The following is a 21101-nucleotide window of genomic DNA, read 5'->3' on the forward strand; positions in this document are numbered from 1 at the left end:
TGGTCTACTCTGCTCCGACCGGTCGGGTGGTGACGAGCAGCTGCTCGTCGAGCGGGACGACGGCGGCGCCGTCGGAGGAGAAGAGCGCAGGTACGGCGAGCGGGGACGCGCCCTCGACGTAGACGGTGGCGTCCTCACCGGTGGCGGCGTTGAGGACCTGTACGGCGTCGCCGACGCGGAGGTAGGCCAGGACGCCACCGACCCCGGCGAGGGTGACCTCGCCGTCGAGCTCGCGGGTCCAGGCCGTGCCCTCGGCCGTGCGTCCGGTGACTACCGCTTCGGCTCGGGTGACGACGGTGCCCGTGCCCGGGTCCCGGCGTGCGTCCTCCACGTCGGTGGCAAGGACCGTGCCGTCGGCGAGGTCGATGAGTGCCCCGCTCTCCGCGCCGGCCGGTCCGACCAGCGCTGTCCCGTCGGGCGGGCGGGCGCCGGCCACGGAGGTCACCCCGCTCCCCTCGGGGATGCCCGCATCCGTGAGGGGCAGCGACCACCTCTCCTCGCCGTCCGGGCCGGTGGCCGTGAGGGCTCCGTCGGCGGCGGTCAGGACGACGCCGTCGTACTCCCCGACGACGGCGGTACCGGGCTGGTCCTTCTCGTCCCGGACGGTGGCGCCGGTGGCGGGATCGAGAGCGGCCCGTGGTCCGGTCTCCCCGATCGCCGCGCGCGGTGCCGAGGAGGAGAAGACGAGGCCCGGGCCGTGGTGGGGACCGGGGACGTCGACCGGGCCCCAGAGCCGCTCGCCGGTGGCGAGGTCGTAGGCGGTGGCGGTGGTCTGCGCGACGGCGTCGTCGGTGCTCTCGAGGTCGGTCAGGACGGCGACGGGGCGGTCAGTGGCGCGGCTGAGGGCGAACCCGGTGCACGACGGCGGGCGCTCGGCCTCCCACAGGACGGTGCCCTCGCTGTCGGTCGTGATGAACCGCAGCGGGTCCTCGGGCGCCTCCGGGGAGCGGATTCCGAGGAAGATGCCGTCGTGCTCCAGCGGCTGCTCGGTCCACCCGGTGGCGACGACCTCGAACGGCGCGAGCGGCAGCGGCAGGCTCTGGGGGCTCACGTCTGAGGCCTTCGCGGGCTCGTCCACCGCGACCGGGGTCGGGTCGACCTGGGCCGGTTCCGGCTCCGTCGCGCAGCCTGCGAGCACGGCGAGGAGCACCCCGGCGGCCGCGGCGGTCGGGGCTGCCTTCACGAGGCGACCTCCTCGTTGATGTCTCGATCCGTGGCGGGCGCCCCTGCGGGGACGTCGGCGCGGGCGCCGCCCCGCCGTCGCCACGCCCACACACCGAGCACGGCGAGGGCCGCGATGACGATGAGGAGCGGCTCGGGCACGGCGGCGGACATGGACAGCACCGTGGTCTGGAGGCTGCCCAGCAGGGTGGCCGGCAGGAGCTCCGGCAGCGCCGCCATGCCGTTGGTGGTGACGAAGACGATGCCGACGGCCACCAGGACGATGCCGGTGACCACCGAGGTGGTGTGGAGCCGGAGCCGACCGACCTGCACCTCGCGCCCGCGCAGACGCGCCCGGCCGGCGGCGCCGAGACGGTTCCACAGCGCCGCGAGCCCGAGCAGCGGGACCACCATCCCGGCGCCGTAGACGGCGAGCATGGTGCCGGCGACCACGAGGGACTCCTCGGTCGCGGCCATGGTGAGCACGGCGCCGAGGATCGGGCCGGAGCAGAACCCGGCGACGCCGGAGACCCCGCCGAGCAGGTAGGACCGCACCAGGCCGGACTGGCGAGGGGCGGTGGCCTGCACGCTCCGGACGCCGGGCAGCAGCTTGGCCAGGTCGAAGCCGATGCCGAAGATCTGGAGGACGCCGAAGACGATGATGAGCCAGCCCGCGCCGGTGACGAGGAGGTCCCGGTGAGTGGTGACCAGCGAGCCGGCGAGGGACGCGCCGAGTCCGAGGGGGACGAGCAGGGTGGCGAGGCCGAGGAAGAAGACGGTGCCGTGGCCGAGCAGTCGCGCGCCGGCACCGGCCGTCGACGCGAAGAACGCGGGTAGCAGGAGCGCCCCGCAGGGGCTGAGGAGTGCGAGGGCACCGCCGAGGAAGGCGGCGAGGAGGGTGAGCTCCACGGCGCTCAGCCCTGCGCCTCGGCCAGTGCGTCGTCGAGGGTCTTGACGAAGACGTCGGTGGGCTGGGCGCCCAGGATCGGAGTGCCGCCGAGGAGGAAGGCGGGTGTCGAGTAGACACCGAGCGACGCCGCCTCGTCCTGGTTCGCCGCCACGGCCGCGGCGGTCTCCTCGGAGCGCAGGTCGGCGGTGAACCGCTCGGTGTCCAGGCCGAGCTCGGCGGCCAGCTCGATGAGCGACTCCTCGTCGAGCTCGCCGGCCGGTCGCTTCTCGCCGCCCTCGAACAGCGCGTCGTGGTACTCGACGTACCGGTCCTGCAGCCCGGCGGCGTACGCCGCGCGGGCGGAGGTCAGGGACGCCTGGCCGAAGACGTTGATGTCACGCCACTCGATGCGCAGGTCGCCGGCCTCGGCGCTCTCGAGCATCGTCGGCTGCGTCTGCTCGCTCCACATCGCGCAGAACGGGCACTGGAAGTCCGAGTACACGACGAGGCTCACCGGCGCGTCGGCCGGGCCGACGGCCATGGGATCGGCCGGGTCCCGGCGGGCCATGTCCGGCAGCGCCTCCTGCTCGGGCTCCACGACCTCGGCGACCGGGCCCTCGCCGGTCGACCCCTCAGGCTCCGCGGCCGCCCCCGCCTCGGAGTCCCCGCCGCGCGCCACCAGCGAGACGGCGACGAGCACGGCGGCCACCAGGGCCACGAGGACGGGGACCAGCCACGCCGGCCTGCGCGCGGACGAGGTGGTGGGGGTGGAAGGCATGAAATGGCCTCTCGAATCGGGTGCTGGGACTGCGAACACGAGGAGCGTCCGCGCGGGCGACGGTCTACTAGTCCGCGCGGGCGACGGTCTACTAACTGACGTAGTAGTGATCTATGCGGCATAGTAGACACATGCCCGTTCGATCTACCAGCCTGCGCCGGCTCATGTCCTCCGCCCGCAGCACCGGAACGCTCGCCGTCGCCGCCCTACGGATGTGGTCCGCGCGTCAGGTGCTGGCCGCCGTCGCAGCCACCGTGGTGGTGGCGGTGACGATCGGCGTGCCGACCGTCCTGATCCCCAACCCGGTCTTCGGTCGCGAAATTCCGGTGGAGCCATGGAGCTACCCCGTGTGGGTGCTCACGTCCGTCCTCGCGGGGCTGCTTGTGGCCACCTACGTCCGCCCCCGTAGGACGGCGGAGCCGGACGAGGCACCCCGGGCCGACGGCGAGCGCGCGAGCCGAGCCGGGATGGCGGGCGGCCTCCTGACGTGGTTCGCCGTGGGGTGCCCGGTGTGCAACAAGATCGTGCTGCTGGCTCTCGGCTACACCGGTGCGCTGACGTGGTTCGCCCCCGTCCAGCCGGTGCTCGCGGCGGCCGGGCTGGGCCTGACGGCCGTAGCGCTCGTGGTGCGGCTGCGCGGGCAGGTCGCGTGCCCCCTCCCAGCGGCGGTGGCCCGTGGTTGAGACACACCTCCCCCGGCTCGGCACGCTCGAGAAGGAGGTCATGGAGATCCTCTGGGACTGCCCGACCGAGCTCTGCACGCGCGACGTGCTGGAGCAGACGTCGCACACCCTCGCCTACACCACGATCGCCACCGTCCTGAACAACCTCGTCAAGAAGGGACTGGTGGAGCGCGTGCCGGCGGGCCGCACGTGGGCGTACCGCCCGCTGCACAACCGCGGCGAGTACGTCGCCGGTCTCATGACCGAGGCCCTGACCTCCAGTGCCGACCGCCAAGCCTCGCTGCTCCACTTCGTGGAGTCGATGTCCGACGGCGACGTCGCGCTCCTACGCAGCCTTCTTGCCGACGGCGGGACCGGCCCGGGCACCGACGGGGCGACGCCGTCGTGACGGTGCTGACCGTCGCCGCCGCGCTGACGGCCCTCCTGCTGCTCGGGGCCACCGCTGGGCCGGCTCTCCTCGGGCGGCTCGCCCCGGCACTGAGCGCACGCCCCACGTGGGGCATGGCGCTGTGGGCCTCCTCGGCGGTGCTGTGGGTGCTCGGGCTGCTCAGCGTCGGGCCGCTGCTCGCGTGGACGGTCGCCGGTCCCGGCCTTCCCGGTGCGGCCGGCACGGTGTGCCGGCGCTGCCTCACGGCGGCCAACCCCTTCGCGTCGGTGCCGGGGTGGACGACGCAGGTGCTGCCCACCTACCTGCTCCTCCTCGTCCCCGCCGCCGTGACGATCGGGCTGCTGGGCTACGCGGCCGTGCGCCTGATCGCGTACCGCCGGGAGCTGCGCCGCCAGCTGCGCACGCTCGCCGCCGTGGCCGAGCTGCGGCAGGTGCAGGGCACCTCGGCGTGGGTCGTCCCCTCGGCCGAGCGAACCGCCTACGCGCTGCCCCGCCGGCGCGACGGCATCGTCGTGACCCAGGGCGCGCTCGACGGCCTGGACGACGACCAGATCGCCGCGGTGCTCGCGCACGAGCGCGCGCACGTCCGCGGCCGGCACCACGCGGTCATCGGCGTCCTGCAGATCTTCGCCGGCCTCTTCGCCCCCGTTCCGCTCGTCGCCGCCGCCCCGGCCGCCGTCGCCGGCTACGCGGAGATGGCCGCCGACGACGCCGCCCGTAGCGCGCGGGGCACCCGCGCTCTGGCCGGGGCGCTGCTGGCACTGCACCGGCCGGGCACGTCGGGGCCGCCGCCCGCCCTCGCGCTGCACGCCGCGCGGCACCAGCCGCTCTCCCGGGCTCAGCGGCTGGTGGCAGCAGCACCGTCCCCGCCCCGCGGAGGTGTCGCTGTCGTCGCCGCCTACCTCGTCGCCATGGCAGGGGCGGTCCTCCTGGTCTCCGTCCCCTACCTCTCGGTGGCCGTCACGGCCAGCTGCTGACAGCCGGCGGCCTAGCGAACGACGCACAAGGAGTGCCACCACCCGTGACCGCCAGCTCAGCACCGACGGGGGCCGACACCGGATCGCGGGATGCCGTCGTCCCGACCACCGAGGCGCAACGGAGCGGAGCCTTACATCCCGGTCCGATGAAAACCCGATCGGCGCCCTCGGTGACGCCACTCCTGATCAGCGCTGCGGGCGGATGGCTGACCAACCTCGCCTTCCCGGACCGTGGCTGGTGGCCGTTGGCCTACCTCGGGGTCGCACTGCTCCTGATCGCGCTGCGTGATTTGCGAACGGTGCAGTCCGGGCTCACCGGACTGGTGTGGGGCCTTGCGTTCTTCCTGCCGCACGTCCACTGGGCGGCCCTCGCCACCGGGTCGCCCCTGCCATGGATCGCGCTCAGTCTCTCGCAGGCCTTCTACGTCGCGGGCTTCGCGATTGCCTGGACGGTAGCCCGGCAGGCCGCCTGGGTCCGTGAGCACCCGCTGATCCAGACGGCCGTCGCCGCCGCTGTCTGGGTGGCGATCGAGCAGGTGCGGGGCTCGTGGCCGTTCGGTGGGTTTCCGTGGGGCATCCTTGCCTTCTCCCAGGTCGACGCCCCAGTACTGCCGTTGGCCGCCTACGGCGGCGAGGTCCTGGTGTCAGCGACAGTGGTGGTCATCGCTGGGCTGATCGCGCTGGCGGCGACGCAGGAACGTCGATCGAGCCACTCCGCCGTCCTCGGCGTTGCCTGCGTCGTTGCTGCCCTGTCCATCGGGCCGTCGCTCCTGCCCCTCTCGACGGGCGCAGAAGCTGGAGAGCTGCGCGTGGGTGCTGTCCAGGGCGATGTTCCGCAACAGGGCGCCCACTGGGCGGCCCAGGCCCGCGAGGTCACAGCCAACCATGCGGCAGGCACGCAGCGGCTTGCAGAATCGGTGGAGTCGGACGGGCTCGACCTGCTGCTCTGGCCGGAGAGCGCTGCAGACATCGACCCGCGGACCGACGCCGAGCAGGCCGCGCTGGTCGAAGCGGCGGCCGAAGCGGTGGACGCGCCACTGCTGATGGGAACCCAGCGGTTTCCCGACGGTCAGGACATCCGCTACAACGAGATGGTGCTGTGGCAGGCGGATCAAGGGGCCGGTTCCGCCTACGCCAAGCAGCATCCGGTCCCGTTCGGAGAGTACGTGCCCTACCGGGACCTCTTCCGGCGGATCACCCCACTTGTGGACCTGATCGGAACCGACATGGCGGCCGGCACCGACCCTGCTGAGATGTCCGTCCCCGTCGAGCGACTCGGGCGCGCCGTCGATGTCACCGTGGGCATCTGCTTCGAGGTCGCCTACGCCGACCTGATCGGCGAGGGAGTTCGCGGTGGCGGAGAACTCATCGTCATCCCCACCAACAACGCATCTTTCGGTCACTCTCAGGAGTCGACCCAACAGCTGGCGATGTCACGGTTTCGCGCGGTGGAGCACGGTCGGGCAACGGTCCAGATCTCCACGGTCGGCGCCAGCGGCATCGTCCTGCCCGACGGAACCGTGGTCCAGCGCACGGGCCTCTTCACCTCCGAGCAGATGGCCGCGACGCTCCCGCTTCGCACCAGCCTGACGCCCGCCACACGGCTCGGCACAGCACCCAGGACGACCGTCTGGGTCCTGGCGGCTGCCGCCGTCGCGGGCGGTGCGCTGAGCCGCCGCACCCGGCACAGCGGGCGGCAGTTGCTCGATGCCGGCCGTCAGGAGGTGCACCACGGCGCGCACGATGAGTTCCTGCGCGGCCGGAGCAGTGTGAAGGCATGATCGCTGGCACGCTCACGTGCCAGAGGTCGACACTCCTGCACCGATCGCCCCCACGCGGGCGCGTCACGCCAGGGTGGTGTCGAGGAGCCCCACGTTCTGCGCCACCCAGGGGAATACCCAGGTGAACAGCGCCCAGACGACGGCGAGGCCGAGCACGACCGCCTCGAGCACCCTGAACCACCGCGGTCCGGGCAGGACCCGCCAGATCGCCGCGTACATCAGGAACCCTCCAGCAGCTCGACCGGCTTGCCCTCGGACCGGGGCACCCACCCGGCGAGCTCGCCGTGGGTGATCCAGCGCTCACGGGTGCTCCACAGCGGGTGGCACGTGGTGAAGGTGATGGTTCGCGCCGTCGGCTCCTCGCCGGGCCTGCGGGGCACCGGGGCGATGACGTCGACCTGGTCCGGGGTGGTCACGTAGTCCTCGGTGACCTCGTAGACCAGCCACGCCTGCGCCGTCTCGACGACAACCCGGTCGCCGTGCTCGAGCTTGTCGATCTGGGCGAACGGTGCGCCGTAGGACTGCCGGTGGGCGGCGAGCGCGAAGTTGCCGACCTCTCCGGGCATCGCGGTGCCCGGGTAGTGGCCGGCCGCACCGGTGTTGAGCACGTCCCACATGCCCACCCCCTCGACCACCGGCACCTGGTAGTCGGCGCCCCACCGGGGGACGTGCATCGTGGCGAATCCCACGGCGTTCCCGACCGGTTCCACGGCAGGGGGCGCGTCGGTCCGCAGCTCGGCGCTCCGCTCGACCTCGGGCTCGGTGAACGTGCTGCGGATCTCCTCGACCGCGGCAGCCTGGTCGTCGCGGACCTCCAGGTCCGTCCAGAACACCTGCCAGACGACGAAGAGGCCGACGAGCACGCCCGCGGTAAGCAGCAGCTCGCCCACCAGGCCGGTCAGGACGGCTGCGGCGCTGCGGCGCGCGCGACGTCCACCGCCGGCGCGCCTGCGGCGAGCCTCCGTCGGCGCTTCGGTCGTGACCACGGGCACGACGCTACTGCACTTTCTGCACCCGTCCGTCCGGAGAACCGTCGTCGACGGAGCCACAGAAGCTCGACGGAACACCGACCTTGCCGTACCGATCGATACCCCGTAGGGTATTCCGGTCGCCGCTTCGGCGGAGAAACCCCAACCTCAGGAAACGGGTTCGTGACAGCTCTCAACACCGACAGGACGACAGACCAGACCGTGCTCGACCCCGACGCCCTCGCCGAGCGGCTCAGCTCGGCCGCGCCCCCGCGCCTGATCGACGTCCGCACCCCGGCCGAGTTCGAGACGGTCCACATCCCCGGGGCGTACAACGTCCCGCTGGACACGCTCAAGGAGCACCGCGAGGAGATCGCCCGGCACCTCGACGAGGACGTCGTCCTCGTCTGCCGCTCGGGCCAGCGGGCCACCCAGGCGAAGGAGGCCCTGGCCACGGCCGGGCTCCCCAACCTGCACCTGCTCGACGGCGGCATGCAGGCCTGGCAGGCCTCCGGCGGCGAGATCCGGCGCGGGAAGCAGAAGTGGGACCTCGAGCGTCAGGTCCGCCTCGTGGCCGGCACGGTCGTGCTCGGCAGCATCCTCGCCAGCGTCCGCGCCCCGGGCGCGAAATGGCTCGCCGCCGGTCTCGGCGGCGGTCTCACGTTCGCCTCGCTGACCAACACCTGCGCGATGGGCGCGGCACTGTCGAAGCTCCCGTACAACCGCGGGACGTCGCTGGACCCGGCCGACGCCATCGCACAGCTCCGGCCGGACACCACCACCGCCTGACGCACACCCTCCGCCGCCGTGGTGCGGCGGTGCCAAGCTGGAGCCGCCCCGTCCCCCCGCGGGGCGGCTCCTCGTCTCCCCACTGCCTCGAGGTTCAGCCGTATGGCCCGTCACGCCGCACTGCCCGATCACCGTCCTGACATGGACGTGGTCCAGCGCCGCACCGTGCGGACGATGACCCTCGCGCAGATCTTCAGCGCCCTGGGCAACGGGTCCACGCTGGCACTCGGCTCGATCCTCGCCGTCGACCTGTCCGGGAACGACGCCTTCGCCGGTACCACCACCACGGCACTGACCCTGGCACCCGCACTGCTGGCGGTGCCGCTCTCGACCCTTGCTGTGCGCCGCGGCAGGCGCACCGCCCTCACGACCGGCCTGGCGGCGGCAACCCTGGGGACCGTCCTCATCGTCGGCGCGACCGTCTGGCGACTGTTCCCGCTGCTCCTCCTCGGCGCCTTCCTGGTCGGCGTCGCCTCGGCGGTGAACCTGCAGGCCCGGTTCGCCGCCACCGACCTGGCACGTCCCGAGCACCGTGGCCGGGACCTCTCCCTGGTGGTGTGGGCGGTGACCATCGGTGCCGTCGCCGGCCCGAACATGGTCGTTCTGGGCGCGGCCCTGGCCCAGGCCGTCGGCCTCCCCGTGGAGGCCGGCCCGTTCCTCATCTCCGGCGCCGGCATGGTGCTCGGTGCCGTCCTGCTGCAGGTGGGTCTGCGGCCGGACCCGCTCCTCCTCCGCCAGGCGCTCGACGCCGCGCCGTCGGTCGCCCGGTCGGCCCCCGCCGCCGCCGGTCCCGCCGCGATCGCCCGCCCCTCGGTCCGCGACGGCTGGGCTGCCGTCCGGGGCTCGACCCGCGCCCGGGCGGCGCTGACCGTGCTGCTGGCCGCGCACACCGCGATGGTGGCGGTGATGTCCATGACGCCGCTGCATCTCCAGCACGTCGCCGGGGCGACAGCCGGGGGGCCCGCGTTCCTGACGATCGTCGGTTTCACGATCTCCCTCCACGTCGCGGGGATGTACGCGCTCTCTCCCGTGATGGGGTGGTCCGCCGACCGGTTCGGCGGCGGCGTGACCGCCCTCGGAGGGTTGGCGGTGCTGCTCGTCGCGGTCGGGTTCGCCGGCATCGGCCAGGACTCGATCACGACCGTGACGATCGGGCTGGTGCTGCTCGGGCTCGGCTGGTCGGCCGCCACGATCGCCGGCTCCGCGCTCCTCGTCGAGGCCGTCCCGCCCGCACGCCGCGTCACGGCCCAGGGCCTCTCGGACGCCCTCATGAGCGGCGCGGGTGCCCTCGGCAGCCTCGCCGCGGGGTTCGTGATGGGCCTGTCCGGCTACGGGGTCCTCAACGTGGTCATGGCCGTGCTCGTCGGTGGCGTGGCCGTTCACGCGGGCCGGACGCTGCTCGGCGGTCACCGCGCGCGCGGATGATACGGACGGGCCGTTGGTCGGCGGCCGCCGACCGGGAGCTGGATCAGGCCGCCGCGCGCGGTCCGACGAGGGCCGCGTCCCGTGGTCGCGCGGCGGTGTACCAGCCCGCGAGGAGCAGGACGATCAGCGTCACGTCGACGACGTCGCCGGCGTAGTACATCAGCTGGGCGCCAGCCTCGGCGTCGGCCAGCTCCACCCCCTCGGGCGGGTGGGCGTAGAGCCACTTGGCCAGGACGGAGTGGACGGCGATGAAGGTGACCAGCACCGCGGCGCGCACGGTCAGCGGCGCGCGGTGCGGGTCGGGGTCCACGCTCAGGATCGAGGCCGTGAAGACGTAGCCGGCGAGGAAGACGTGGGCGTGCACGCCCGCATGGACGAGCGCCGAGCCGTGCATCTGGTGGTAGAGGTCGGTGGTGTACAGCAGCCAGAGTCCGCCCGCGTTGAGCGTCGCGGCTACGGCCGGGCGGGTCACGATCCGCACGACGGGGTGGCGCAGCAGGCCCGTCAGCGTCCGGGCCCGGTCTGCCGGCAGGGCCCGCAGCGCGAGCGTGACGGGGGCACCGAGAACCAGGAGAAGCGGCGCGAGCATGCCCAGCAGCACGTGCCCGAGCATGTGGGCGGTGAAGCTGGCCCGGGCCGCCTCGGCGACCGGGCCGAGCATGGCCGCACCGGCGCAGACGAGCCCCGCGAACCACAGGGCGGTGCGGTGCACGGGCCACGGGCTGCGGTCGCGCGCGGCCCGCAGCGCGGCCGCGTAGCCGCTTGCGGCGACGAGCAGGGCGAGGACGACGCCGGTCTCGAGCAGGGGCCAGGGGCCGGCGCCGTGCTGGTGGTTCATCCCCCGCTCACGAGCTGCTGGGAGGCCGCGCCCGCCGCAGCAGGAGCAGGCCGACGAGGACGAGCAGCACGGCGGAGCCGATCCAGGCGACGTCGTAGGGCAGCAGGTCCACGTCGTAGCGGATCTGGTGGATGCGCAGCACCTTGTGGTCGACGACGCCGTCGAGGAGCTGCAGCAGCCCGACGCCGGTGACCACGGCGGCGGCCCAACGGCGCCACGCCACCTCGGTGCGCCGTCGGACGTCGGCGAGCAGGAACAGCCCCCAGATGGTGATGAACCACCCGAAGGCGTGGAAGAAGCCGTCCGCCGTCAGCGCCACCTCGGTGGTGGAGCGGTCGTAGAAGTGATGCCAGTGCAGGGCCAGATGGAAGATGAACAAGTCGATCATCGACGCCGCGATCCCGGCGCCGAACAAGAGCCCGGAGTAGACGGTCCGCCGGTCGAGGTCGATCACTCCCCGCTCGGCGGGCCGTCCGGCGGGGACGCTGGCCGCGGAGTCCGACGTCGCCATCGAGAAGGTCCTTCCGGTCCGCTGGGTCTCGTCCCGTCATCGTCGTCGACGGAGACCGGGCCCGCGCGCCGGACGCCGGCCTCGCCGGCCCCGTGGGGGCAGGCGGAGGGCCGGCGGCGCGAAGGCGCTGGGCGCCCCAGGGTCAGGAGGCGGTGGCCGCCGTCCAGCGGTCCTCGATGCGGCCCAGCCGCCAGATCGCGAGGCTGACGAGCCAGGCGGTGAGGAAGAGCGCCACGAGGGCGTACCCGACGCTGCCCATGTCCAGACCGGCCGCCCACCCGAGGAACCCGCCCGTGGGCTCGAGGTGCTCGGCGAGCAGCTGGAGCAGGACGGTGACGCCGATACCGAGGGCGGCGATGACCGACAGGACCGTGACGGTGAGGTTGTAGTAGACCTTGCGGACCGGGGCGAGGAACGCCCAGCGGTAGGCCCGAGCCATGAGAACGCCGTCGGCGGCGTCGAACAGGCTCATCCCGGCGGCGAAGAGCACCGGCAGCACGAGGATGGCGTACCAGGGCAGGGTCAGCGCTGCGGTGCCGCCGGCGAGGACGAGCAGCGCCACCTGGGTGGCGGTGTCGAACCCCAGCCCCATGAGGAGCCCGACCGGGTACATGTGCCACGGCTTCCTCACGCGGCGGGTGAACCGGCCGAGCAGCCTCGCCATCACGCCGCGGTTGTTCAGCAGCCGCTCGAGCTCGCGCTCGTCCAGGGCGGCGCCGCGCATCTCCCGGAAGACCCGCACGATGCCGCGCACGGAGCCGAGGTTCAGCAGGCCGATGAGGATGAGGAACGTGCCGGCCACGATCGAGCCGACCGTGCCGAGCGTCTGCTGCATCGCCGACCCGGAGTCGGCGACCGGACCGGCGACGGCCTTCACGCCGAGCGCGAGCAGCAGGGCGAGCCCGAAGACCACGCTGGAGTGACCGAGGGAGAACCAGAACCCCACGCTCAGTGCGGGGCGGTTCTCGCCGACGAGCTTGCGGGTGGTGTTGTCGATGGCGGCGATGTGGTCGGCGTCGAAGGCGTGGCGCGCCCCGAGCAGGAACGCGGTCACGCCGAGCCCGACGCCGAACACCCCGGCGCTGCCGACGGTGAGCTGCTGGGGCGCGACGGCGAGGAGCAGGACTCCCCAGCCGACGAGGTTGAGCAGCAGCACCACCGCGGCCATGCCGGCGACCGAGCGCTGCTCGGCGCCGCTCCACCGACGGGGCCGGGCCGTGCGCGAGGCGACGGACGCGGTCAGGGACATGGGGGCGATCCTCTCGGAGCGGGTCAGAACAGCTGAGGGATGCTGCGGGCCGCGGTGTAGAGCGCCACGATAACCAGCAGCACGGTGAAGGCGAGGTTGAGCCGGGCCGGGCTCACCCGGGACGTGATCCGGGCACCGATGAGGCTCCCGACCACCGAGGCGGCGGTGAAGGAGCCGATGAGCGCCCAGTCGAGGGTGACGTCCTGGCCGAGCCGGGACACGAGCGCGCTGGCGCTGTTGATGGTGATGACCACCAGCGAGGTGCCGACAGCCACGGGCATGGGCAACCGCAGGGCCAGCACGAGCGCGGGCACGACGGCGAAGCCGCCACCCACCCCGAAGAACCCGGTCAGCAGCCCGACGGCGGTGGCCGTCAGCAGCAGGACGCCGACGGCGCGGCAGTCGCACCGGAAGGGGCGCAGCGAGAGCATCGGGGTGGTCCGCGCCTCCACCTCGCCCTGGCCGGCGGCCTGCCTGCGGGCGGCGGCCCGCCGCCGCCGGGTCATCACCGCGGCGACGACGAGCATGAGTCCCGCGAAGGCGACGAGCAGGACGTTCTGGGGCACCGTCGTCGAGAGCAACGAGCCGAGGAACGCCCCGCCGACGCCGAGGAGGCCGAAGACCACGCCCTGCCCCAGCCGCACCCGGCCGGCGCGCAGGTGCGGCAGCATCCCGATCAGCGTCGTGATGCCGACGATGACCAGCGACGCGGTCGTCGCGGCGCGGGCGTCGAGGCCCAGGAGGTAGACGAGGGCGGGGACGGTGAGGATGGAGCCGCCGCCGCCCAGGGCGCCGAGGGTGATCCCGACGACGACCCCGAGCGGGACGGCGAGGACGAGCGCGCTCACGCCGAGGCGGTCGCCTGGTCGGAGACGATCGGCAGGCCGGCGGCCTGCGCGGAGCGGTCGAAGCTGTCGTCGACCACGACCACGCGACGGCCGGTGGCCGCGACGAGCGAGGCGGCGATGGAGGCGCGGTAGCCGGACGCGCAGTGCACCCAGACCTCACCCTCCGGCACCTCGTCCATGCGCCTGACGATGTCGTGGATCGGCAGGTGCACGGCGCCGTCGATGTGGCTGTCGCGCCACTCGCTGACGCGGCGGACGTCGAGGACGGTGACGGGCCGGTGGTGACGGACCTGCTCGAGGTCGGCGAAGCTGGCGCTGGGGAGCTCGGCGAGCGGCGCGTCGGTCCAGTCCTCCGGGCGTCCGGTGGCGGCGGCAGCGGGCCGGTCGATGCCGATCCGGGTCAGCTCGCGCTGGGCCTCGGCCACCTGGTCCGGGCTCTCGCCCAGCAGGGTGACCGGCGTGCCCCAGGGGATGAGCCAGCCGAGGTAGGTGGCGAACTGGCCGTCCAGCCCGAAGTTGAACGTGCCGGGCACGTGGCCCTTGGCGAAGGCGGTGCGGGTGCGCAGGTCCACCAGCCACTCCCCCGCCTCGAGGCGAGTGCGGAGCTGGTCCTTGTCGGCCCGCTCGGGCTCGGAGAGGTCGGAGGCGGTGGGGCCGGAGGAGTTGGCCGGGCCCATGTGCACGTAGTACGCGGGGTAGGCGTCCAGGCCGGCGAGGGTGTCGGCGACGAAGTCCTCCTCGTCCTGGGACATCACCGGGTTGATCATCCGCTCGCGGCCGATGGTCGAGGCCGTGGTGTCTCCCCCGGCGGAGGTGGCGGCGCAGAAGCTGCCGAACCCGTGGGTCGGCATGACCTTGGTGTCGTCGCTCAGCTCGGTGGCGAGCCGGCGTGCCGAGCTGTACTGGTGGCGGGCGAGCTCGTGCGTGTGGGCCTCGCCGAGCAGGTCCGGGCGGCCGGTGGAGCCGAAGAGCAGGGAGCCGCCGGAGAAGACGGCCGGGTCCTCGCCCTCGAGCACGTAGGACAGGTGGGTGAACGTGTGCCCGGGAGTGTGCATCGCCCGCACCCGCATGGTGGGGCTGACCTCGACCACGTCGCCGTCGCGGATGCCGGTCCGCTCGAAGGAGACCTCGTCGTCGGCGTTAACGTAGTACGCCGCCCCGGTCTCCTGTGCGAGGGCGTAGCCGCCGGTGACGTAGTCGTTGTGGATGTGGGTCTCGAACACGTGGGTGATACGGACGCCGGCCCTGGCGGCCGCGTCGAGGACGCGGTCGATGTCGCGCTGCGGGTCGACGACGAAGGCGACCTCCCCGTCGTGGGCCAGGTAGCTGCGGTCCCCCAGCGAAGGGGTCTCGATGGAGATGATCGTGGTGGTGGTCATGAAGCTGGTCCTTCCGGTGCGGGTCGGCGATCAGGCGGGGAGTCGCTCAGGCCTCGGCGTGCGGGCCGGTCACCACGGGGTTGCCGGCGCGGATCCAGCCGGCGGTCCCCCCGTTGACGGAGTAGGCGTCGAGGCCGGAGGCGCGCAGGTACTCGGCCGCACGCAGGCTGCGGTTACCGCTGGCGCAGATGACGTAGACGGGCTGGTTCGTCGGCAGGGCTGCGGTCCGCTGCGGGACCTCGCTCAGCGGGATGAGCTCCGCACCGGCGACGTGGCCCTGCACGTACTCACCGGGCTCACGGACGTCGACGACGAACGCGCCGTCCGCCTTCGCGGCGGCGAACTGGTCGATGGAGACCTCGGTCATGTGGCTTGTTTCCTCACTGTGGGGACATGACTCTTGATACCCTAGGGGGTATCGGGCGGCTACAACACCGCCGGTTCCGGGAGCATTCCCGCCCCCGGCCTGCAAGCTGGAAGCAGCTCCGCAGTCTGGCGTAACCATACCCCCAGGGGTATAGTTCTTGTCCAGGCGAGAGCCTCCACGCCTCCATTCCTGCACGTGACAGCCACCGGCGCATCTGCGCGACACGGCCACCAGGGGGCAAGACCCACCACCTAGTGAGGACAGAGAGATGTGCAGCCCCGCGACCTGTGAGACCTGCGGCAAGACCACCTGGACCGGGTGCGGCATGCACGCCGCGCAGGTTCTGTCCGACGTCACCCCCGACCAGCGGTGCACCTGCGACGGCCGGGCGGCGGAGGAGCTGTGGCCGTGACCGGCCCGACGGGCGTCGTCGGCGGGATGACGGCCGCCCGGGACGTCGGGGACCTCGTGCGCCACCTCGAGGCCGACGCGGTCGGCCAGCTGACGGCGGCCGCCGGCAACGAGTCCCTGTGCACGCTCTCCCGCGGCGGCGAGCCGCGACCGGCGGCGAAGTATCACGAGGGCGCCGCCGCCGCTCTGGCGCAGGTCCGCCGCGCCGTCGACAAGCAGGCTCCGGCTCAGGACCCGACGGTGACGGTGCGCGCCGTGCGCGACCGCTGGACGGCGCACGCCGGTGCGGACACGCCCGCGTGGCGCGCGTACAACGACGGCGGGCTTGACGCCCTCGACGCGCTGCTCAGCTCCACCCCGCCGAGGGACGGCATCAGGGGCAACGGCGAGGACGGTGGCGAGGCGCGTCCAGCACGTGACCGCACACCGGAGCCTGGCGCGCCCGCGACGAGAGGACCCGGCAACGAGCCGGTCACCGCCCTGCGGGGCGGCGGCGGCCGGTGGCCGCGACGGCGCACCGTCGCCACGGCGGCGCTCACACCCGTCCTTCTCGCCGCCCTGGTGACCACCGGCGGCGGCTGGATGCCGACCGAGGCCCCGCTGTGGACGGCACTCGTGGCGCTGACCGCACTGATCTCCGCCGCCACGCTGGCCACCTACCTGCCCCTGCGCGGCCAGGGCTGGCGACCGGACCTGGGCTGCAGCCCGTGCGCCGCCATGTCGGCGGGGAGCGTGCTGGCGGCCGCGTGGCTCCTCGGCTCGGCGCCGCTCCAGCCGGCGATGGCCGTCGTCGCCCTGGCGGCCGTGGCCTTCGGCCTCGTCCAGCGCCTTACCGGCGCCGCCACGACCTGCAGCACCTGAGCCCAGCACGGCCGGCCTCGGGCTGGAATATCTGGAGCCCGGCCGTGTTGAGATACCCGTAGGGGTATTACCCCAGCACGTCACGAACTACCTCGAGGAGTACAGATGGCTACCGTCAACCTCACCGCCGACACCTTCATGGACACCGTCCAGCGGGACGGCATCGTCCTCGTCGACTGGTGGGCGTCCTGGTGCGGCCCGTGCCGCATGTTCGCGCCCGTCTTCGAGAAGGCGTCCCAGAAGCACGAGGACATCGTGTTCGGCAAGGTCGACACCGAGGCCGAGCAGATGCTCGCCGCCCAGGCCGGCATCACCTCCATCCCGACGCTGATGGTCTTCCGCGACGGCATCCTGGTCTTCTCCCAGCCCGGCGCGCTGCCTGCACCCGCGCTCGAGGAGGTCATCACCGCCGTGCAGGATCTGGACATGGACAAGGTCCGCGAGCAGCTCGCGGAGCAGGAGAAGCAGTCCGCCTGACCGCGCCCGTCCCCAGCACTTCGACCGAGAGGACACCATGAGCTACGGCATCACCGTCACCGTCGAGCAGCCGTTCGACCAGGCCGTCACCGCCATCCGCGAGGCCCTTTCCGAGCAGGGCTTCGGCGTCCTGACGGAGATCGACATGGCCGCGACGCTGAAGAAGAAGCTCGACATCGACATCCCCGCGCAGGTCATCCTGGGCGCCTGCAACCCGCCCCTGGCGCACCGCGCGCTGCAGGCCGAGGAGTCGATCGGGCTGCTCCTGCCGTGCAACGTCGTCGTGCGCTCCATCGGCGACAACCGCACCGCGGTCGAGGCCCTCGACCCGCAGATCATGGTGGGAGTCACCGACAACGAGGACCTGCGCCCGGTCGCCGACGACGCGGCCGACAGGCTCCGCAAGGCCCTGACCGCCGTGGAGCAGGCATGACCACCATCGCACCACGGGGGCTTGTCACCCCCGCTCTCGCCGGGACAGACCGGCGAGACCGCCACGAGAGAGGCACTGCCATGGAGCTCGACCCGGCCGAGATGAGCAAGGTGATCAACCGGCTCAAGCGCGCCCAGGGGCAGCTCGCCGGCGTCATCCGCATGCTCGAGGACGGCCGCGAGTGCGAGGACGTCGTCACCCAGCTCTCCGCCGTCTCCAAGGCCCTCGACCGCGCCGGCTTCGCCATCATCGCCTCCGGCATGAGGCAGTGCCTGACCGAGCCCGAGGGTGAGTCGACCCTCGACGTGGAGAAGCTGCAGACGCTCTTCCTCTCGCTCGCCTGACAGCCCGCCCACGCTTCACCAGTCACGACGAGAACTCAGGAGACCGCATGACCGACGGAGTGGTGATCCACCTCGACGAGGCCGGGGAGGACAAGCACCGGGCGGTGCTGCGCAACGCACTGAATCTCCTGCCCGAGGTGCCGCCCGGCACCGCGGTCGAGCTCGTCACGCACGGGCCCGCCATCGACCTCGCCCGCCCGGGCCGGCCGACGGCCGACGCGCTGGCCGAGGCCATGGCAGCCGGAGTCAGTCTCCGGGTCTGCCGCAACTCCATGCGCTCGCAGGGGCTGACTGAGGATGACCTCGTCCCGGACGCGGTTCCCGTGTCGTCCGGCGTCGGGCACCTCGTCGCTCGTCAGCGCGAGGGCTGGGCGTACCTGCGACCCTGACGTGCCCGTCCACCCCGGCCGGCATCCGTGCCACCCAGCTCCGCTCGGCGCTGGCCGGTGCCTTCATTGACGGCGCCGCTCGAATCCCCCTTTCGACCTTGCCCAGGAGAACGCTGAATGAGCCACCTCACCCCTGACGTTCGCGACGTCATCATCGTCGGGTCCGGTCCCGCCGGGTATACCGCTGCCGTGTACGCGGCGCGGGCTAACCTGCGCCCGGTCGTCTTCGCCGGCTCGGTCACCGCGGGCGGTGCGCTGATGAACACCACCGAGGTGGAGAACTTCCCCGGCTTCCCCGAGGGCATCCTCGGCCCGGAGCTGATGGAGAACATGCAGAAGCAGGCGGAGCGCTTCGGGGCGGAGATCCGCTACGAGGACGTCGTCGCCGTCGACCTGTCCGGGGACGTCAAGATCGTCACGACGGACGACGACGAGACCTTCGCCGCCCGTGCGGTCATCCTCGCCAACGGCTCGGCCTACCGCGAGCTCGGCCTGCCCGAGGAGAAGACCTTCTCCGGGCGCGGGGTCTCCTGGTGCGCCACCTGCGACGGGTTCTTCTTCCGCAACCAGCACGTGCTGGTGGTCGGCGGCGGCGACTCCGCGATGGAGGAGGCCACCTTCCTGACCCGGTTTGTGGACAAGGTCACCGTCGTGCACCGCCGTGACGAGCTGCGCGCCTCGAAGATCATGGCCGAGCGCGCCCTGGCCAACGACAAGATCGAGTTCGCCTGGAACAGCGAGGTGGCCGCGATCCACGGCGAGCAGAAGGTGACCGGCGCGACCCTGCGCGACACCGTCACCGGCGAGACCCGGCAGATCGACGCCACCGGCATCTTCGTGGCCATCGGGCACGACCCGCGCACCCAGATCCTCCAGGGCCAGGTCCGGCTCGACGAGGAGGGCTACATCGTCGTCGACCACCCCACCACCGCCACCACCGTGCCGGGCGTCTTCGCCTGCGGCGACGCCGTCGACCACATCTACCGCCAGGCGATCACCGCCGCAGGCACCGGTGCCGCCGCCGCCCTGGACGCCGAGCGCTACCTCGCCAAGCTCCACGAGGCCGGCGAGCCCGGCACCGACACCTCCCAGACCCCCCAGGGCTCCGTCCTCGTCTGACGGCGGGTCTCGTTCCTATGGACAGCGGCGCTCGGTGTGGAGCTCGTAACGAAGGGTCCTGCCGTTCTCCTCTAGTGTCCGCGGCCGAGGCCGCGGAGGCTGCCGCGGACGTCGATCTCGCCGGCGGCCTGTTCGAGGTAGGTCTGGATCTCGCGGTACGTACCGGCCGTTGCACCCGATGTGGTGCCGGCAGATGAACCGGCGTGAAGATCGCGTGAAGCGTGAAGTTCCGGCACTCAGGCCCGGCGGGCGACGACGACCGCGTCGAGCGCTGCGGCACCGTCGTCTCCGACGGGGCGCGAGGCACGCTCGGCCCGCAGGATGCTGACACCTGAGCCGGCGAGGTCCTGGGCGACGTCGTCGGCGGTGAACAGGACGGCGGGGTTCTGCGGGCCGCCGACCCCCTCGGTGAGGTTGGTCGAGTCGTGCCCGACGACGAGCAGGGTGCCGCCGGGCGCGAGTGCGTCCGCCCCCGCCCGCAGCACGCGGCGGCGCTGGAGAGCCGGCAGTTGCAGGTAGACGATGGCGACCGCGTCGTAGGCGCGGGGTCGCGGCGGCTCTGCCACGACGTCCGCGCGGACCCATTCGATGCGGCCCGCCGTCCCGGGTGCGTGTGCCTCCTGCAGCGCGCGTGCCTTGCGGATCGCCTCGCCGGAAAAGTCGACGGCGGTCACGGTCCACCCGCGCGACGCGAACCAGATCGCGTGCCGACCCTCACCGGTGGCGACGTCCAGGGCGTGCCAGCGGGCAGGTCGGAGAAGGTCTCCACGACGAACCGGGCTGGGCTCGGCGGACCAGACGTGCGCCTGCTCGGCGTAGCGGGCGTCCCAGCTCTCCGCGTCCATGGTCAGGCCAGGGAGAGGAACAGCTTCTCGAGGCGCCTGACGTCGAGCGTGTTCCTCGCCATCGGAATCCGCCAGGCACTGACGCATGCCGGACGCGATGATGGCGAAGCCCGGCGCGGTCGAGGGCCTTGCTCACGGCAGAGAGCTGGGGTGACGACGTCGGCACAGTCCTTGCCCTCCTCGAGCATGCGGAAGAACGCCGGCGAGCTGCCCCTGCGCACGCCTGAGGGCGGTTGACCACTTGCCCATGTCCGTCGCGTCCGAGCTCCATCGTGGCCCTCCAGTGCGTCTGCCCTACCCGAAGGATACCGGGCGGGGTACCGCGAGCAGTGCGCCGTGACGTGAGTCATACCGCCGGTCACGCGCACCTCGGGAATACTGATACCCGGTGGGTATTGAACCAACGACGAAAGGAACCACCGATGACCTCACCCCAGACCCCGTCCACCTCCCTGCTCGGCCGGCTGCGTGCCCTCTTCGGAGCCTCCTCCGACGGGCGGCTCGGGACCACCGTCAGCGCCGCGCGCGCCGTGGAGCTCGTCCGCGACGGCGCGAGTCTGGTCGACGTGCGCGAGAAGGCCGAGTGGCGCTCCGGCCACGCACCGCAGGCGGTGCACATCCCCCTCGCCGACCTGGACAAGGCGCCCCGGCGCCTGGTCAAGGACCAGCCGGTCGTCGTCATGTGTGCGTCGGGCATGCGCTCGCGCACCGGGGCGAAGCACCTGCGCTCCCTGGGTTACGACGCCACGAGCGTGTCCGGGGGCATCGGTGCGTGGCAGCGCGCCGGCGGGGCAGTGCGCCGATGACGTCCCCGACACGACGCATCGTCGTTGTCGGCGGGGTGGCAGGCGGCATGAGCGCCGCCGCCCGCGCCCGCCGGCTCGACGAGCACGCCGACATCGTGGTGCTCGAGCAGGGCGAGTTCGTCTCCTTCGCGAACTGCGGACTGCCGTACCACCTGTCCGGGGAGATCGAGCGGCGCGACTCCCTGCTGCTGCACACCCGGCCACGCTCGCCACGGCCCTCAACCTCGACGTGCGCACCGGGCACCGGGTCACCTCCGTCGACGGCGGTGCGCGAGAGGTGACCGTGCGGACCGCGGAGCGGACGTACCGCCTCCCCTACGACGCCCTGGTGCTCGCGCCCGGGGCCACCGCCGTGCGCCCGCCGGTCGAGGGTCTCGACCACCCT

The 21101-nt window shown here is 72.7% G+C and carries 26 protein-coding genes and 1 pseudogene; 15 read left to right on the forward strand and 12 right to left on the reverse strand.

Annotated elements, in window-relative coordinates; translation table 11 throughout:
- Positions 1–4 precede the first annotated feature (4 nt).
- Genes ATJ97_RS00525 through ATJ97_RS00535 form a run of 3 tightly spaced genes read right to left on the reverse strand, consistent with a single transcriptional unit; the run spans position 5 to position 2828 of the window.
- Positions 5–1183, reverse strand: coding sequence for a hypothetical protein (locus ATJ97_RS00525; protein WP_098482065.1), 1179 nt, complete (start codon positions 1181–1183; stop codon positions 5–7).
- A complete protein-coding gene (locus ATJ97_RS00530; RefSeq protein ID WP_098482066.1) occupies positions 1180–2070 on the reverse strand; it encodes a cytochrome c biogenesis CcdA family protein in 891 nt (296 codons plus the stop codon). The genes ATJ97_RS00525 and ATJ97_RS00530 overlap by 4 nt, the downstream gene beginning before the upstream one ends.
- Positions 2071–2075: 5 nt before the next feature.
- Positions 2076–2828, reverse strand: coding sequence for a DsbA family protein (locus tag ATJ97_RS00535; RefSeq protein WP_098482067.1), 753 nt, complete (start codon positions 2826–2828; stop codon positions 2076–2078).
- 131 nt (positions 2829–2959) lie between these two features.
- Between ATJ97_RS00535 and ATJ97_RS00540 the strand changes: the two genes are divergently transcribed.
- Genes ATJ97_RS00540 through lnt form a run of 4 tightly spaced genes read left to right on the forward strand, consistent with a single transcriptional unit; the run spans position 2960 to position 6657 of the window.
- Positions 2960–3511 (forward strand): hypothetical protein, encoded by a 552-nt coding sequence (locus ATJ97_RS00540; protein ID WP_098482068.1) that lies wholly within the window; start codon positions 2960–2962, stop codon positions 3509–3511.
- Complete coding sequence (locus ATJ97_RS00545) at positions 3504–3899, forward strand: BlaI/MecI/CopY family transcriptional regulator (RefSeq protein ID WP_245861896.1); 396 nt, start codon at positions 3504–3506, stop codon at positions 3897–3899. Before ATJ97_RS00540 ends, ATJ97_RS00545 begins: the two co-directional genes overlap by 8 nt.
- Complete coding sequence (locus ATJ97_RS00550) at positions 3896–4876, forward strand: M48 family metalloprotease (RefSeq protein WP_098482069.1); 981 nt, start codon at positions 3896–3898, stop codon at positions 4874–4876. The genes ATJ97_RS00545 and ATJ97_RS00550 overlap by 4 nt, the downstream gene beginning before the upstream one ends.
- Before the next feature lie 44 nt (positions 4877–4920).
- Positions 4921–6657 carry an apolipoprotein N-acyltransferase gene (gene lnt / locus ATJ97_RS00555; protein WP_245861899.1) on the forward strand — a complete coding sequence of 579 codons (1737 nt, stop codon included), beginning with the start codon at positions 4921–4923 and terminating at the stop codon, positions 6655–6657.
- Positions 6658–6720: 63 nt separating this feature from the next.
- Here the strand turns inward: lnt and ATJ97_RS19595 are convergent, their stop codons facing one another.
- Together ATJ97_RS19595 and ATJ97_RS00560 are read right to left on the reverse strand one after the other, a co-directional pair.
- On the reverse strand, positions 6721–6876 hold the full coding sequence (locus tag ATJ97_RS19595; RefSeq protein ID WP_170036989.1) for a hypothetical protein: 156 nt from the start codon (positions 6874–6876) through the stop codon (positions 6721–6723).
- Positions 6876–7643: a class E sortase gene (locus ATJ97_RS00560; protein WP_098482071.1), complete on the reverse strand. Its 768-nt coding sequence runs from the start codon at positions 7641–7643 to the stop codon at positions 6876–6878. Before ATJ97_RS00560 ends, ATJ97_RS19595 begins: the two co-directional genes overlap by 1 nt.
- 165 nt (positions 7644–7808) lie before the next feature.
- On the opposite strand from ATJ97_RS00560, the gene ATJ97_RS00565 reads away from it, so the two are divergent.
- Positions 7809–8414, forward strand: a complete 606-nt coding sequence (locus ATJ97_RS00565; RefSeq protein ID WP_245861901.1) for a rhodanese-like domain-containing protein — start codon at positions 7809–7811, stop codon at positions 8412–8414.
- 141 nt (positions 8415–8555) lie between these two features.
- Positions 8556–9839: an MFS transporter gene (locus ATJ97_RS00570; protein WP_245861904.1), complete on the forward strand. Its 1284-nt coding sequence runs from the start codon at positions 8556–8558 to the stop codon at positions 9837–9839.
- Between the two features lie 43 nt (positions 9840–9882).
- On the opposite strand, the gene ATJ97_RS00575 is transcribed toward ATJ97_RS00570, so the two are convergent.
- The 6 genes from ATJ97_RS00575 to ATJ97_RS00600 form a co-directional block, all read right to left on the reverse strand.
- Positions 9883–10677, reverse strand: a complete 795-nt coding sequence (locus ATJ97_RS00575; protein WP_098482074.1) for a cytochrome c oxidase assembly protein — start codon at positions 10675–10677, stop codon at positions 9883–9885.
- Positions 10678–10684: 7 nt separating this feature from the next.
- Positions 10685–11188, reverse strand: a complete 504-nt coding sequence (locus ATJ97_RS00580; protein WP_098482075.1) for a DUF2243 domain-containing protein — start codon at positions 11186–11188, stop codon at positions 10685–10687.
- A gap of 142 nt (positions 11189–11330) precedes the next feature.
- Positions 11331–12437 carry a Nickel transporter NicT gene (nicT, locus tag ATJ97_RS00585; protein ID WP_098482076.1) on the reverse strand — a complete coding sequence of 369 codons (1107 nt, stop codon included), beginning with the start codon at positions 12435–12437 and terminating at the stop codon, positions 11331–11333.
- A gap of 23 nt (positions 12438–12460) precedes the next feature.
- Positions 12461–13285 (reverse strand): sulfite exporter TauE/SafE family protein, encoded by an 825-nt coding sequence (locus ATJ97_RS00590; RefSeq protein ID WP_098482077.1) that lies wholly within the window; start codon positions 13283–13285, stop codon positions 12461–12463.
- Positions 13282–14664 carry an MBL fold metallo-hydrolase gene (locus ATJ97_RS00595; protein ID WP_098482078.1) on the reverse strand — a complete coding sequence of 461 codons (1383 nt, stop codon included), beginning with the start codon at positions 14662–14664 and terminating at the stop codon, positions 13282–13284. Before ATJ97_RS00595 ends, ATJ97_RS00590 begins: the two co-directional genes overlap by 4 nt.
- Before the next feature lie 46 nt (positions 14665–14710).
- The gene (locus ATJ97_RS00600; RefSeq protein ID WP_098482079.1) at positions 14711–15031 is read right to left on the reverse strand and encodes a rhodanese-like domain-containing protein; all 321 of its coding nucleotides are present in this window, start codon (positions 15029–15031) and stop codon (positions 14711–14713) included.
- Between the two features lie 268 nt (positions 15032–15299).
- Between ATJ97_RS00600 and ATJ97_RS19600 the strand changes: the two genes are divergently transcribed.
- The 7 genes from ATJ97_RS19600 to trxB all read left to right on the forward strand — a co-directional run bounded on the left by ATJ97_RS19600 (position 15300) and on the right by trxB (position 19065).
- The gene (locus ATJ97_RS19600) at positions 15300–15443 is read left to right on the forward strand and encodes a hypothetical protein (RefSeq protein WP_170036992.1); all 144 of its coding nucleotides are present in this window, start codon (positions 15300–15302) and stop codon (positions 15441–15443) included.
- Complete coding sequence (locus ATJ97_RS00605; RefSeq protein ID WP_143426827.1) at positions 15440–16303, forward strand: hypothetical protein; 864 nt, start codon at positions 15440–15442, stop codon at positions 16301–16303. Before ATJ97_RS19600 ends, ATJ97_RS00605 begins: the two co-directional genes overlap by 4 nt.
- Before the next feature lie 105 nt (positions 16304–16408).
- Positions 16409–16780 (forward strand): thioredoxin, encoded by a 372-nt coding sequence (trxA, locus tag ATJ97_RS00610; protein ID WP_098482081.1) that lies wholly within the window; start codon positions 16409–16411, stop codon positions 16778–16780.
- Between the two features lie 37 nt (positions 16781–16817).
- Positions 16818–17213, forward strand: a complete 396-nt coding sequence (locus ATJ97_RS00615) for a DUF302 domain-containing protein (protein WP_098482082.1) — start codon at positions 16818–16820, stop codon at positions 17211–17213.
- Between the two features lie 80 nt (positions 17214–17293).
- A complete protein-coding gene (locus tag ATJ97_RS00620; protein WP_098482083.1) occupies positions 17294–17557 on the forward strand; it encodes a metal-sensitive transcriptional regulator in 264 nt (87 codons plus the stop codon).
- A 47-nt stretch (positions 17558–17604) separates the two neighbouring features.
- The gene (locus ATJ97_RS00625; RefSeq protein WP_098482084.1) at positions 17605–17946 is read left to right on the forward strand and encodes a DsrE family protein; all 342 of its coding nucleotides are present in this window, start codon (positions 17605–17607) and stop codon (positions 17944–17946) included.
- 117 nt (positions 17947–18063) lie between these two features.
- On the forward strand, positions 18064–19065 hold the full coding sequence (gene trxB / locus ATJ97_RS00630) for a thioredoxin-disulfide reductase (protein WP_098482085.1): 1002 nt from the start codon (positions 18064–18066) through the stop codon (positions 19063–19065).
- A gap of 236 nt (positions 19066–19301) precedes the next feature.
- On the opposite strand, the gene ATJ97_RS00635 is transcribed toward trxB, so the two are convergent.
- Entirely contained in the window at positions 19302–19910 is a 609-nt protein-coding gene (locus tag ATJ97_RS00635) for a class I SAM-dependent methyltransferase (RefSeq protein WP_098482086.1), read from the reverse strand.
- 422 nt (positions 19911–20332) lie between these two features.
- Between ATJ97_RS00635 and ATJ97_RS00640 the strand changes: the two genes are divergently transcribed.
- Entirely contained in the window at positions 20333–20716 is a 384-nt protein-coding gene (locus tag ATJ97_RS00640; protein ID WP_098482087.1) for a rhodanese-like domain-containing protein, read from the forward strand.
- A pseudogene (locus ATJ97_RS00645) lies at positions 20713–21101 on the forward strand (NAD(P)/FAD-dependent oxidoreductase); the annotation flags it as partial. The gene ATJ97_RS00640 and the pseudogene ATJ97_RS00645, both read left to right, overlap by 4 nt.

Origin of the sequence: Georgenia soli, from assembly GCF_002563695.1 — a bacterium.
GTDB lineage: Bacteria > Actinomycetota > Actinomycetes > Actinomycetales > Actinomycetaceae > Georgenia > Georgenia soli.